Annotated in this window: 12 protein-coding genes and 1 pseudogene; 4 read left to right on the top strand and 9 right to left on the bottom strand. The window is 67.1% G+C overall.

Going from position 1 to position 13,887, the window contains the following annotated elements; genetic code table 11:
* Positions 1-127: pseudogene (locus tag WA967_RS06010) on the top strand (ABC transporter permease); the annotation flags it as partial.
* 140 nt (positions 128-267) lie between these two features.
* Positions 268-855, top strand: a complete 588-nt coding sequence (locus tag WA967_RS06015) for a nitroreductase family protein (RefSeq protein WP_424420061.1) — start codon at positions 268-270, stop codon at positions 853-855.
* Between the two features lie 3 nt (positions 856-858).
* Here the strand turns inward: WA967_RS06015 and WA967_RS06020 are convergent, their stop codons facing one another.
* From WA967_RS06020 to WA967_RS06045, 6 genes are all read right to left on the bottom strand, one after another.
* Positions 859-2,052 (bottom strand): ABC transporter ATP-binding protein, encoded by a 1,194-nt coding sequence (locus WA967_RS06020; RefSeq protein WP_424420063.1) that lies wholly within the window; start codon positions 2,050-2,052, stop codon positions 859-861.
* Positions 2,030-3,760 carry an ABC transporter permease gene (locus WA967_RS06025; RefSeq protein ID WP_424420065.1) on the bottom strand — a complete coding sequence of 577 codons (1,731 nt, stop codon included), beginning with the start codon at positions 3,758-3,760 and terminating at the stop codon, positions 2,030-2,032. The genes WA967_RS06020 and WA967_RS06025 overlap by 23 nt, the downstream gene beginning before the upstream one ends.
* Before the next feature lie 50 nt (positions 3,761-3,810).
* Entirely contained in the window at positions 3,811-4,872 is a 1,062-nt protein-coding gene (locus tag WA967_RS06030) for an ABC transporter substrate-binding protein (RefSeq protein WP_424420067.1), read from the bottom strand.
* Positions 4,873-5,035: 163 nt separating this feature from the next.
* Entirely contained in the window at positions 5,036-5,725 is a 690-nt protein-coding gene (locus WA967_RS06035) for a response regulator transcription factor (protein ID WP_424420069.1), read from the bottom strand.
* On the bottom strand, positions 5,718-6,629 hold the full coding sequence (locus WA967_RS06040; RefSeq protein WP_424420071.1) for a sensor histidine kinase: 912 nt from the start codon (positions 6,627-6,629) through the stop codon (positions 5,718-5,720). Before WA967_RS06040 ends, WA967_RS06035 begins: the two co-directional genes overlap by 8 nt.
* Before the next feature lie 55 nt (positions 6,630-6,684).
* A complete protein-coding gene (locus WA967_RS06045; protein ID WP_424420083.1) occupies positions 6,685-8,481 on the bottom strand; it encodes a glycoside hydrolase family 15 protein in 1,797 nt (598 codons plus the stop codon).
* A gap of 81 nt (positions 8,482-8,562) precedes the next feature.
* Here WA967_RS06045 and WA967_RS06050 point away from each other — a divergent pair, with 81 nt between their 5' ends.
* Complete coding sequence (locus WA967_RS06050) at positions 8,563-9,948, top strand: glucose-6-phosphate dehydrogenase (RefSeq protein WP_424420073.1); 1,386 nt, start codon at positions 8,563-8,565, stop codon at positions 9,946-9,948.
* A gap of 27 nt (positions 9,949-9,975) precedes the next feature.
* Here WA967_RS06050 and WA967_RS06055 read toward each other — a convergent pair whose 3' ends face one another.
* Genes WA967_RS06055 through WA967_RS06065 form a run of 3 tightly spaced genes read right to left on the bottom strand, consistent with a single transcriptional unit; the run spans position 9,976 to position 13,056 of the window.
* Positions 9,976-10,722, bottom strand: coding sequence for an anti-sigma factor (locus WA967_RS06055; RefSeq protein ID WP_424420075.1), 747 nt, complete (start codon positions 10,720-10,722; stop codon positions 9,976-9,978).
* 5 nt (positions 10,723-10,727) lie between these two features.
* Positions 10,728-11,321, bottom strand: a complete 594-nt coding sequence (gene sigK, locus WA967_RS06060; protein ID WP_424420077.1) for an ECF RNA polymerase sigma factor SigK — start codon at positions 11,319-11,321, stop codon at positions 10,728-10,730.
* Between the two features lie 28 nt (positions 11,322-11,349).
* On the bottom strand, positions 11,350-13,056 hold the full coding sequence (locus WA967_RS06065; RefSeq protein WP_424420079.1) for a cytochrome c biogenesis protein CcdA: 1,707 nt from the start codon (positions 13,054-13,056) through the stop codon (positions 11,350-11,352).
* A gap of 145 nt (positions 13,057-13,201) precedes the next feature.
* On the opposite strand from WA967_RS06065, the gene WA967_RS06070 reads away from it, so the two are divergent.
* Complete coding sequence (locus tag WA967_RS06070) at positions 13,202-13,849, top strand: fasciclin domain-containing protein (protein WP_424420081.1); 648 nt, start codon at positions 13,202-13,204, stop codon at positions 13,847-13,849.
* Positions 13,850-13,887 lie beyond the last annotated feature (38 nt).

The following is a 13,887-nucleotide window of genomic DNA, read 5'->3' on the forward strand; positions in this document are numbered from 1 at the left end:
GCTGCTCTCGCTGGTCATCCTGCTGGTCAGCTGCGTCGGCGCGATCCTGGTGGGCGCGAAGATCTACGAGAACTCGCTGCTGCGGATGGGCAGCCGCGTCAAGCTCAGGGAGGCGCTGCGCGGCTGACGCTTCGGCAGGCTCAGCGACCCGAGTGGATCCCTGAGCCTGTCGAGGGGATCCGACGGAATATTCGCCCGCATAGATTGTTGCGCGTAGAGGACGATGAGGTCCGCCGGTATCCATCACCTTCCGAAAGGCCTCATCGCATGGGTTCACCCGTCCTCGACCGCACCGCTCAGACCGAGTTCCCCGTGCTGGACGTGCTGGCAGATCGCTGGAGCCCGCGGGCATTCGATGCGAACACTGCGATCGACGAGGACAAGCTCTCCTCCGCCCTCGAGGCCGCGCGCTGGTCGCCGAGCGCGAACAACTCGCAGCCCTGGCGGTTCATCGTCGCCCGCCGAGGCAGTGCCCTGCACCACGGCATCCACGCCGCGCTGATGGGCTTCAACCAGGCGTGGGCGGGGAACGCAGCCGTGCTGATCGTCGCGGTCGCGGAGACCTCCCGCGAGGACGGCACCCCCATCACGCACGCCGTGTACGATCTGGGCCAGTCCATGGCGCACCTGTCAGTGCAGGCGCATCACGACGGCCTGGTCGTACACCAGATGAGCGGCTTCGTGCCCGAGCAGATCCGCGAGCTGGCGGGCCTGGAAGAGCGCTTCGCGCCGATGACCGTGCTGGCTCTCGGCGAGCTGGGCGACATCGACGCACTGCCCGAGCCGCTCGCCCAGCGCGAGACCGCACCGCGTGTGCGCCGCCCGATCGACCAGACAGTCATCCTCAGCGCCTGAGGCTCAGTCGCTGAGTCCCTCCCGCGAAAGCACCCAGCCGCGGTCGCTGGGCACGATCACCCGCACCAGGTCCATCGGCTTGAAGATGCTGTCCACGGTCGGATCCGAGACTGACGCGACGATGGTGCCCGCATCGGTCTCGATGTCGTATTCGACCGTGTCGCCGTGGAACATCACGCTGAGCACCCGGCCATGATCATCCCTCACGTCCACTGCCGCGTCCGCCGCCGGATCTGCTCGCTCCAACCGGACCGACTCCGGTCGCACCATCAGCAGCACCTCGCTGTCGGCGGTGACGTCGGGGTGGCACGGAACATCGATGCGGCGGCCGAGTGCGTGCACGCGAACCATGCCGTCGCTCGGGCCGCCCACGACTCCGGCGTCCAGGAAGTTCGCGCGACCGATGAAATCTGCGACGAACACCGAAGCGGGGCGCCGGTAGACGACCTCCGGTGCCGCGATCTGCTCGATGTGACCTCGATTCATCACCACGACCCGATCAGACAGCGTCATGGCCTCGTCCTGATCGTGCGTGACGAAAATGCTGGTGATGCCCAGCCGGCGCTGCAGCCGGCGGATCTCGTTGCGCATCTGCACGCGCAGCTTCGCGTCGAGGTTCGACAGCGGCTCATCGAAGAGCAGCACCTTCGGACGCATGACCAGTGCCCGAGCCAGCGCCACGCGCTGCTGCTGACCACCGGAGAGCTGGTGCGGCGCGCGATCGGCGTACTGGGTGAGGTTCATGATCGCCAGCACCGTGTCGACCTCTTCGCTCAGTCGAGCCGTTGGGGTGTGCTTGAGCTTGAGGCCGTACGCCACGTTGTCTCGCACCGACAGATGCGGGAACAGCGCGTACGATTGGAAGACCATCGACATCGGCCGCTTGTTCGGCGGCATGTGGTTCACCACTGCGTCGTCCAGTTGAACGGTGCCGGCGGTGGGCTCCTCGAAGCCCGCGATCATCCGCAGGGTCGAGGTCTTCCCGCATCCAGACGGGCCCAGTAGCGTCACGAACTCGCCGGCGCCGATCTCGAGATCGATGCTGTCGACGGCGGCGACGTCGTCCGCCTGGCCCGGATACCTCTTGGTGAGCCCGACGAGCGTGATGCGTCCAGTAGGCTCCTCGCTGCTGAACTCCGCGAGATCATCGCCGAGGCTGATCGCTGCGGTGTTCTCAGCGCTGGTGAGTGCGGCCACGGAAGACCACCTTTCTGATGAGGACGTTGATGATGAGAATCACGAACAGGACGATCGCGATGAGCACGGTGCAGTAGGCGAATGCGTTGCCGAAGCGACCCGAGTCGACTTCGGCGAGGATCTGTGAGGTCATGATCTTCGTGCCGGGAGTGGTGAGGAAGATGATCGGCGAGAGCGTCGTCATCGACCGGGCGAAGGCGAAGGTGACGCCAGCGATCAGCGCCGACTGGATCAGCGGCAGCGTCACTTTGGTGAAAGTCGTCGCGCCGCCTGCACCGAGCGATGTCGAGGCTTCCTCGATTGCCGGATGCACCTGCTGGAGCGCTGAGACGCCGGCCCGCTGGCCGGACGGCAGCGATCGTGCAATGTAGACCATCACGATGGCGATGCTGCCCGCGAGAGCCGCTGATCCACCGGCCAGCGGAGGGAGCAGAGGGATCCCGAACAGAGTGGTCGGACTCATGTAGGCCACTGCGTAGCCGATGCCCAGCACTGTTCCGGGAACGGCGAGCCCCAGCATCCCGGCGAAGTCCATCAGCCCTGCCGCCCGCTTCAGCTTGCGCACGACGAGCCACGCGATGAGCATGCCCAAGATTCCCGCGACCGGTGCGGCGACCAGCGCGAGCGTCGTGGTGTCGATCATGGCCTTCGACCCGAGACCCGCCAGCACGAAGCGGAAGTGATCGAGAGTGAACTCGTTGTTGACGCCAGGAACCTTGACGAAGCCTCCGATCAGCACTGTCGCGTATACGACGATGACAACGGTCGAGATGACACCGACGATGGTCAGGACGGGAACCCGGATGCTGGCTGCCGTGATCAGCTCCGTCGAGCCTGTCGGCTTGCCGGTGACGCTGACGACGCTCTTGCGCGAGACCCAGTAGCGCTGCACGAGGAACACCAGCACGGCGGGCAGCAGAATCACTAGCGAGTAGGCGGCTCCCGCACCGGTGTTGTACTCGCCGGTGACGGCGAGGTACGCACGGCTGGAAAGCACGGTGAAGTCCCCGCCGATGACGAGCGGATTAGCGAGGTCGGCAATGCCCTCCACGAAGAGCAGCAGGAAGGATCCTGCGAGCCCGGGAACGATCATCGGCAGCGTCACCGAGAAGAAGACGCGCAGTTTGCTCGCGCCCAGCCCCGCGGCCGCCTCATCGAGAGAGGGATCGAGGCTCTCGAGCATGCCCTTGATGTTCATGTAGGCGACAGGGAAGAACGACAGCGTCAACACGATCACCAGGCCGGGCAGCCCGTAGATGTCGGCCTGCCAGCCGAAGATCCCGTTCGTGATCGACCCATTGCGGCCGAACAGCGTGATGACTGCAGTCGCAACTGCGAACGGGGGTGCGACGATCGGGATCAGTGCGAACAGGTTCAGCACCCGCTTGCCACGGAACTGCAGCCGCACCTGCGCGAACGCGAAGAGGAACCCGACGAGGGTACCCAGCACACCGACGCACAATCCGAGGATGAGCGTGTTCCAGACGATGCGCTGGTTGGTGGGGTTCGTGAACACGGCGCCGAGCACCGCGAGTCCCTTGTCGGAACCCGCGGCACCCAGCAACGTGATGAGAGGGTAGCCGACGATCATCACCAGCACGAGGCTGACGATCGTCACCAGGAGCACGACGCTGCGATCGCTCTTCCTGCGGCGCACGGTCAGCAGCCGGTCGGCCGACGGCGCGGCCTGGTCGAGGGTGAGTGTCATGGGAGCCCGTTCTTGATCATGTCGTCGACGTGGAGCGAGGTGCTACCGCGTCATTCCTTCGGAGCCGGTGCGACCTCGGCGTCGAAGCGCGAGGTGAACTCCACCCGCGCGTCGCCCTGCTCCTTGATGTCCGCGTGGATCAGCTTCAGGGCCGACAGGTCGACCATGTCGTCGGTGATCGTGGCATCCGGGTTGGTGGGAACCGAGTAGGTGCCGACCGTCGCCCCGATGTTCTGGGCCTTTGCCGTGAGCGCCCAGTCGATGAACTTCTTCGCCGCGTTGGGGTGCTTGGCGTTCTTGATCAGCGAGACCGCGCCGACCTCGTACGTCATGCCCTCCTTGGGGAAGGTGGTCTTCAGGTTGGTGAATCCCTCGTTGATGAACTTCTGGCAGTCCTGCGCGAAGATGATGCCGGTCGCGACCTCGCCGCGGCCGGCCATCTGGCCCGGCGCCGACCCGCTCTTGGAGTACTGCAGGATGTTGCTGTGCAGCTTGCCGAAGTACTTCAGCGCGTCATCCTGTGAACCGTTGTTGAGCTCAGCCTGCGTCCACAGCGCCTGGTACGCGGTGCCCGAGGTTCCCGGGTGCGCCATCGCGATGTTCTTCTTGAACTTCGCATCGAGCAGGTCGTTCCACGATTCGGGCGCATCGGCACCGATGCGGTCGAGCACATCGGTGTTCGAGCAGAAGCTGAGGGCGCCTGCATAGATCCCGGTCCAGGTGCCGTCGGCCTCCTTGTACTCGTCAGGGATCTGGGCCGCGTTGTCGGAGACGTACTTCTCGATGAATCCCTGCTCGTCGGCAGCGATGTGCCCCTCCGCACCACCGCCGAACCATGCGTCGAACTCCGGAGTCTCGCCGGCGGCGGACAGGCGCGCGACGGCCTCACCACCACTGAGACGCACGTAGTTGGCTGCGATGCCGGTCTCCTGTGTGAACGCGGCCGACAGCGCCTGGCACCAGTCCTCCTGTGGGCTGCAGATGAAGGTCAGTTCCTTCTCATTGAGGGCATCGTCACCCCCGGCCGCAGAAGTGGGGGCCGGTGTGCAACCGGCGAGCAGCGTTGCAGTGACGCCGAGTGCGGCGGCGGCAGCGATGGCAGGACGTTTCATGGACGGAACTCCTTTGTTCGCACGCGGGGCGTGCAGCGACGTGTCCGCACGCCCGGCGTGCAGAGGGGGATTGCTCACTTCACGATACGAAGAGGGACACCTCGGATCGGTGACAGCACGGTGACGTTCGGTCACAGTCCTGTGACCGAACGATCAGGGCAGTTCAGTGCTCTGCGGCGCGCAGCAGATATCCGCTACCGCGCACGCTCTCGATCACGCGCCCGCTCTGCGGCACGGCCGAGTCGAGCTTGTGGCGCAGGCGATAGACAGCGGTCTTGATCATCTCGCGCCCGCCGAGCCGGTCGGCCTCTCCCCAGCCTGCAATGAGCAGTTCACGGAAACCGATAGTCTCGTTCGGCTCAGCCAGCAGCGCCGCCAACACCTTGTACTCGTTGCCGGTGAGAGTCATACGCACGGTGCCGAGCACGGCGTCGGTGCCGGTCTCGACGCGGAGCACCCCGAATTCGGTGAGTATCTGCTGCGTCGTCGTGCGCCTGCGCACCAGCCGCTGTGCACGCAGCGCCAGTTCGCGCGGGTGAAAGGGCTTGACGACGTAGTCCTCGGCATCGGCTTCGAAACCCGCGATGCGCTCTGCCGGCTCACCCTTGGCGGTCACGAGCATGACCGGCACATCGGTGGTTGCCCGGATGCGCGTGCACAGCGTCAGGCCGCTCATGCCGGGCAGCATCACATCGAGTACGACCAGCTCGGGCCGCTGCCTGCTGAGCGCTGTCCATGCGGGCTCTGCACTGCGGAACACCTCACAGCGAAATCCCTGCGTCTCCAGCGCGAATGTCATCACATCGAGCATCGCCGGCTCGTCGTCGACGACGAAGACGAGAGGTTCATCCATGGCGCTGCCTCCGAGGAATCGTGAACATCATGGTGGTGCCCTTCCCCGTGATGGTATCGACGAATATGCGCCCTCCATGCAGTTCGACCAGCTGCTGAGAGATGAAGAGTCCGATGCCCGTGCCGTTGCCGAGCGGCCGACCACTGGCGAAGCGGCGGAACAGCTGGTCACGCTGAGCGTCGGTCATGCCTGAACCGCCGTCGCTGACAGCGACGAGCACATCGTCCTCCCCGCCGGCCAGACGCACCTCGATCGCCGCGGTTCCCGGGTCGGACCGTGCGGCATTGCTGATGAGGTTGTTGAGCACCTGACGGATCAGCTGCGCGTCGACATCCGCGTTCACCGGAGCACCCGGCGCATGCAGCACGATGGGCACTTCGACGATGGGCTGAAGCTCGAGCACGACACTGCGTATGAGAGCTCGCAGGTCAACCCGCTCGGGGTGCATCCGGAACGCATCGGATTCCAGCCGGGCCTGCATGAGCAGCTGTTCGGCGAGCGTCGACATGCGTCCGGCGTTGTCGATGATGCGCCCGACGAACTTCTCCTGGCGGGGCAGGAGGGGACCCGGCGCCTGCTCCGCGAGCAGCTCAGCCGATCCCTGGATGATCGCCAGTGGTGTGCGTATCTCATGGCTGAGTAGGGAGACCTGATCGGCGCGACGTGAAGCCAGGGCCCGCAAGCGCGCGTTGTCCTCCAAGTCACGACGCCGCGCGGCGAGCAGCCGCAGCACGCCACCTGCCGCGCAAACCACCGCCAGTGCCGCACTGATGTCGGAAGCAGCGATGCGGCCGAGGTGCGCCAGGACGACGGATGCTCCCATCAGCGCCAAGGACGCGGCGAACAGTAGCGCGGAGAGCACGCCGACTGACGCGATCAGCGTCACACGTCCGGGCGAGCTCATGAGACCCTACCGTACGCGGCTCCCGCAGGGCAGCGGGAATCGGCGGCGGGGCCCCTCACCGCACCCGATGCCGCGCCGCGGCGAGCGCGTCGGCCGCGCGCACAAGCGCCAGGTGCGAGAACGCCTGAGGAGTGTTGCCCACCTGACGTCCGGTCACCGGGTCGTACTCCTCGGAGAGCATGCCGACGTCGTTGCAGAAACCGCACAGCCGATCCATCAACGCGTGAGCCTCGTCCTCGCGCCCGGTAGCCGCGTACTGCTCGACCAGCCAGAACGAGCAGGCCAGGAAGGGATGCTCCTCCCCCTTCAACCCGTCCACCCCGCTGGTCGTGCGGTACCGCATGAGCAGGCCGTCGCGCATGAGGGTCCGCTCGATGCGCGTGACCGTCGCCAGCATCCGCGGGTCATCGGGCAGGCAGTAGCCCACCTGTGGGATGACCAGCAGCGAGGCATCCACCTCGTCCGTCTCGTAGTGCTGCACGAAGCACCCATCGTGCACGCCGTGCGCGTCGATCTCGGCGCGCAGCCGGTCCCGCACCGCACGCCAGCGCTCGACAGGCCCGGAAAGGCCGAACGCCTCCACTGCCTGCACGCCGCGATCGAACGCGGCCCACATCATCACCCGCGAGTGCGTGAACATCCGCGGTTCACCGCGGATCTCCCACAGCCCGTTGTCGGGCCGATCCAGCTGCGTCTCGGCATACCCCAGCAGTGCGCGCTCCACCGCCCACGAGCGCTGCGACTCGACGAGCCCCACGGTGCGGGCGGCGGCCAGCGTGACCAGCACCTCGCCCACGACATCAGCCTGGTACTGATCCGACGCGCCGTTGCCGATGCGCACCGGCGCCGAGTTCTCATACCCGGGCAGCGCGAGAGTGCGCTCGACCAGGTCGCGCTCCCCCGCCAGCCCGTACATGATCTGCACGTCGGCCGGGTCGCCGGCCACCGCGCGCACCAGCCAGTCGCGCCAGTCTCCGGCGGAGTCGGTGAAGCCGTGCTCGAGCAGCGCCTCCAGCGTGAGCGCGGCATCCCTCAGCCACACGTAGCGGTAGTCCCAGTTCCGCTCCCCGCCGAAGTCCTCCGGCAGCGAGGTGGTCGCGGCCGCGGCGATGCCACCGGTGTCACGGTTGGTCAGCGCGCGCAGGATCAGCAGCGAGCGCCGCACGACCCCGTCGTGGTGCCGATGGCCGCCGTGGTGCCCGTGGTGGTCGATCCGGGCCGCCCAGTCGTGCCACCAGTCGCGGGTGTGCGCTGCTGCCTCCGCCACGTCGAGGGATGCCGGCGCCGGCCGGTACGACGGATGCCACGTCAGCGTCAGCGCCGCCTCCTCCCCCGCACCCACCGTCACCGAGCCGGAGTGCGCATGCCCGTGCGCCTTCAGCGACCCGCCGCGCAGCACCACGGCATCGGGTCCCGCAACGGTCGTCAGTTCGGGGGCTGCAGCCGTTCCGGTCTGGTGCGCCCACGGCAGCGCACGCGCGTAGTCGAACCGCAGCCGCACCTCCTGCCGGAACTCCACCGTCCCCGACAGCCCGCGGATCTGCCGTATCACATCGGTGCGATCCTCATCGGAGTCGATCACCGGCATCCAGTCCCGCACCTCGGCCACCCCCGTCGGTGTCTCCCAGCGCGTGACGAGCGTGAACGTGTCGCCGTCGTAGCGGCGAGTCGGCACCGCGGCCGCGTCCGCGGGGCGCAGGCTCCAGCATCCGCTGTTCTCCGTCCCCAGCAGCGCGCCGAAGACGGATGCCGAGTCCAGTCGTGGCAGGCACAGCCAGTCGATACTGCCCTCCCTCGACACCAGGGCTGCCGTGCGACAGTCGCTGAGCAGTGCGTAATCCTCGATGCGCATGGCCACGTCGGGAGTCTCGCACTCACGGCATGCCGAATCCAGCCCATTGCTTTCATCAGTGGTGCGACTAGCGTCGAACTCATGGCTTCCGAGACCACCCTTCTCATCCTCGGCGCATCCGGCGATCTCACCTCCCGGCTGCTGCTCCCCGCGATCGGCCAGCTGCTCGAGCGGCAACCGGAGCGTCGGCTCACGCTGCGCGGCGCCGGCTCCGACGACTGGAGTCAGGAGAAGTGGCTGCAGACCGTCCGGACGTCCTTCGGCATATCGGATGCCGCAGACCAGGTCGCGCGTGTGAAGGGCACCACCTATTCGAAGGCCGACGTCACCGACAAAGCGGCTCTCGCCGCGCTCGTGGAGGACGTCGAAGGCCGCCTGGTGATCTACTTCGCCCTGCCGCCGGCGGTCGCGGTCGCCGCATGCGAGGTGCTGCGCGACGTGGAACTGCCGGAGAACACGGTGCTGGCGCTGGAGAAGCCGTTCGGCTCGGATGAGAGCAGCGCACGCGAGTTGAACACCCTGCTGCTGCAGCTGGTGCCCGAGGATCGCATCTTCCGCGTGGATCACTTCCTGGGCCGGTCGACGCTGCTGAACGTGCTGGGCGTGCGCTTCGCGAATCGCCTGATCGAGCCGGTCTGGTCGGCCGACCATGTGCAGTCCGTGCTGGTGCGCTACGACGAGGCGCTGGCTCTGGAGAACCGCGCCCGGTACTACGACAAGGCCGGCGCCATGATCGACATGATCCAGAGCCACCTGCTGCAGGTGCTGGCCGTGCTGGCCATGGAGCAGCCGCACGACCTCGACGAGCTGGACCTGCGCGACGCCATGGCCGCGGCGCTGCGCGCCACCCGGATCTGGGACGACAACCCGGTGCGGTCTTCGCGCCGTGCGCGCTACACCGCAGGACGCATCGGCACGAAGAGCGACGGGCGCGAAGTGCCCTCGTACGTCGACGAGGACGGCGTGGATGCCTCGCGCGACACGGAGACCCTGGCCGAGATCACCTGCGAGGTGCACACCGCGCGCTGGGCGGGCGTGCCGTTCACGCTGCGCAGCGGAAAGGCCATGAAGGACCGCTGCGCGGAGATCGTCGTGACTTTCAAGCCCGTCCGGCACATCCCCGAGGGCCTCACCGGCAGGCCCGCCGACGGCGGCATCCTGCGGTTCGCGCTGGGCCCCGACCGGATCGACCTGGAGCTGAACGTCAACGGCGGCGACGACCCGTTCGCGCTGCACCGCGACGTGCTCTCCAGCAAACTGGGCAAGGGCACGCTGCTGGCCTACACCGAGGTGCTCAGCGAGATCCTCGACGGCGACGTGACGCTGTCGGTGCGGGCGGATGCCGCGGAGCAGTGCTGGCGGATCATCCAGCCCGTGCGGGATGCCTGGGCCCGCGCCGACGTGCCCATGGAGTCGTACCCGGCGGGCTCGCTGGGGCCTGCGGAGTGGGAGACCTCGGGTCGGTAGCCGGCGCAACCGGCTGACGGGCAGCGCTCAGGCGGTCGGGATGGCGAGGATCGGCTGCGTGGTCGGCTGACCCGTCTCAGATCCGCCGGCACGCTCCACAGTGACAGCGATCGTGTCCCCGGGCTGCATCCCCGGTTTCAGGAGAGTCGAGGCCGCACTCGCATCGAATGTCCCCGCCGGGATCGGGGTCGCCCCGCGCACGTACCAGAGCTCGAATGTCCTGCCCGCGGGAAGAGACGGCATTCCGCGGGTGACCAGCACGGCCTCACCCTCGGACACCGACCAGTGCAGGGTGGCATCGCTGCCGCCGGCCACGCGTGCGCTGGCCTGCTGGGCATCGGGGGCATCGACGATGCGGTTGAGTGCGACGACCGCCGGCGGCTGCTGAAGATGCTGGATGGCGACGACAGCGCCCGTTCCGATTCCTGCCGCGAGCACGAGTGATGCGGCGAGCGCGAACCACCGGCGTCGTGCGCGGGGGCGACGACGACTCGGTGCAGGCACTGCGCCCGCTGCCAGATCCGGCCGCTCATCGTCCGGACCGGCCTGTGGCAGCGCCTCGATCCGGGCGAGGATGCTCTCGCGGAGCGCGGCGGGCGGCGCCACCTCGTCGATCGACTCGGCGAGCCCTGCAGCGGTCTCGGCGTCGAGGTCGGCGATCTCCCTCCACTCGGGATGCTCGGCGCAAGCGCGACGGAAGGCACGCATCTCGGCGTCGTCCAGCGCGCCGAGCGCGGCTGCGGCCGACAGCTCGGCGAACTCGTCCTGTGTCATCGTCATCACCTCATCTCCCCGCGAAGCCTGGTCAGCCCATCCCGCATCCGTGTCTTCACAGTTCCCAGTGGCGTCTTCGTGAGAGCGGCGATCTCGCGCTGCGAGTAGCCACCGTAGTATGCCAGCACGATCGCCTCCTGCTGCACATCCGGCAGAACCCGCAGCGCTCCCGCCAGGTGCTCCGATGCGACCTTCAACTCCACCTGATCCGCCACACCGTCAGGAGCCGAGGCGAGATCCCGGAAACCTGCCCGGATGTCCCGGTCCGTGCTCGACTGCGAGGCACGCACCCTGTCCACCGCCCTGCGGTGTGCGATGGTCAGCAGCCACGAACGTCCCTGACCTCTGTTCGGAGCGAACCGCGCTGCGGTTTGCCAGACCTCCAGGAACACCTCCTGAAGGACCTCCTCGCTCTGGGATCGGTCCACAAGCACTCGAAGGATGAGAGCGAACGCACGCGCAGAGAGCATGTCGTACAGTCGCGCGAACGCCTGCTGGTCTCCGCCGGCCGTCAGCTGGATCAGCTCGCCGGCAAGGTCGACGGTCGTCGTACCGTCCTCGGGCACGTCCGCTCCGTCGATAACCACATCCACAAGCATGCCGTACGCCTCCGCTGCCCGTTGCCATCTACCCGAAAGTGAACGAGTAGACGTCGACGCCCGGAGTCACTCGCACGTCCAGGTTCCCGGCTCCGCCGCCGGTGCCGCTGACCACCTCGTACGATCGCGGGACGCCGGAGACCTTCACGGAGCGCCAGGCCTCTCCCGGCTGCCGCACCTGCACTGTGCCGGATCCGCCGAGCACCATGCGGACCGTATCGGCGTGGTACTTCAGGTGCACCGTCGCGGTGGCGCCATCCGGTGAAGCATGCTGCGAGCCGATCGTCCAGGGCCCCGAGAGAGCGAAGCTGTCATCGGGTTGGTTCTTCGGAAGGTTGAATCGTGAGCTCCCGTCGGGATATTCGACGCCCGCGAAGTTCCTCTGCTTGGCGAAGCCGAGGAACGTCTCGGGGGTCGTGGACCCCTCCTTCGGCGTCAGATCCGCCACCTCGGTGGGGGCCGGGAGCGTGACACCCGGGTTCGCATCGACCAGCAGCCGGCGGATCATGTTCTCAGTCTGGGCATAGTCTCCCTCCCCGAAGCCGATGTGCCGCACGGTGCCGTCCGCGTCGACCAGGTAGTCGGCGGGCCAGTACCGGTTCCGGTAGTTCGTCCATGTCGCCAGGTTGTTGTCCAGCGCGACGGGGTAGGTGATGCCGAAGTCCTTCGCCCCGGCGATGACGTTGCTCTCATCCTTCTCGAACGCGTATTCCGGCGAGTGCACCCCGATCACGCGGAGCCCGAAAGAGCGATAGGCGCGATCCCATGCGACGACGTGCGGGATGCTGCGCTGACAGTTGATGCACGAGTAGGCCCAGAAGTCGACGAGCACCACCTTGCCGCGCTGTTCCGCAAGATCGACTGCCGCGCCGTCAGGCGTGTTCAGCCAGCCGTCGATGCCCTTCAGCGAAGGCGCAATGCCGCACGATTGCAGCTGGTCCGCGTTGGCCGTGCACTGGGAGAGGTCCTTGTTCTCGTCGTTGACCAGACCACCCAGCTGCAGAGCCTTCTGGGCATCGGGGTTGTCGGTGAGCGAACGCTGAAGCTGAGCGGTGTAGTCGGGCACCAGCCGCTGCAGCGCCTGCGGCAGGTTGACGGCCAGGGCGACGGCCAGGGCGATCATCGCGATTCCTGCGGTGATCCTCAGACCCCGCTCGTGCGAGCGGAAGGCGCGGATGCGCTCCACGAGCCCGCGCCCGGCCAGCGCGAACACCAGCAGCGGCACCGATACCCCGATGGCGAACGACACCGTCAGGAGGACCGTTCCGGCATCGATGCGCCCGGTGGAGCCTGCGACGATGATCGCCGCCAGCACCGGGCCGGCGCACGGGACGAACACGGCACCGAGAGCGAGTCCCACGCCGTATCCACGACCGGTGTTCTTCACCTCCGAGCGACGCGCGAGGCGTTGGAACGGCTTCTCCAGCAGCCCTTCGATGCGGGGGACGATCAAGCCGACGCCGATCAGGATCAGCACGGCGATCCCCACCCAGCGCACGATGTCCTGCGGCAGGTGCAGCAGCCCGAGGATCAGCGAACCGCCGAGCGTGACCAGCGTGAAGCTGGTGACGAGACCGAGGATGACGAAGTAGGGGCGTGAACGCGGCGCCGACGTCTGCTCGAAGCGGGCTGACTGCGCGCCGCCGGTGAGAAAGATGACGGGCAGCACCGGCAGTATGCACGGCGAGATGCCCGTGATCAGACCGCCCAGCAGACCGATGATGACAAGTTCCATTCGAGAGCTCCTTCGTCAGGTTGTGTTCGGTGCGGACGCTCCAGCGGTTTGCGGAAACCCGTTCCAATCCGATCCGAGGGCGGCTGCGAACAGCAGTCAGATGCCGGGAGCACACACGCTTCCGGCCGCACCTGAGGAGGAAGAGATGTTCCGCAAGAAGATGTACCTGGCAATCCCGCTGGTGATCGGCGCGACCATTGCTCTCAGCGGCTGTTCGATGGACTCCGGGAACAGCGCAGCGCCGAAGACCGAGCCGTCGGCATCGTCCGCGTCGGAGGCTCCGACGATGGATCCGGCGGCGGACCTGGTCGGCCCGGGATGCGCGTCGTACGCATCGCAGGTTCCGGACGGCTCCGGCTCCATCCAGGGGATGTCGCAGGATCCGGTCGCCGTCGCGGCCTCGAACAACCCGCTGCTGACGACGCTGGTCTCCGCGGTCTCCGGCAAGCTCAACCCCAAGGTGGATCTCGTCGACACGCTCAACGGTTCGGAGTTCACCGTCTTCGCGCCCGTGGATGACGCGTTCAAGAAGATTCCGGCGGCGACGATCGACGGCCTGAAGACGGATGATGCGACGCTGACGAAGATCCTCACCTACCACGTGGTGCCCGGGCAGCTCTCTCCCTCGAGCATCGAGGGCTCCCACAAGACCGTCGAGGGTCAGGACGTCACGGTCACCGGCAGCGGCGACAGCATGATGGTCAACGATGCGAAGGTCATCTGCGGTGGCGTGCACACGGCCAACGCGACGGTGTACCTCATCGACTCGGTGCTGATGCCGCCGGCGGAGTGATCCACGGTGCGGAACGCGGTCGTCGGTGCGTGATGCAC

This window comes from Microbacterium sp. (genome assembly GCF_049650565.1).
GTDB lineage: Bacteria > Actinomycetota > Actinomycetes > Actinomycetales > Microbacteriaceae > Microbacterium.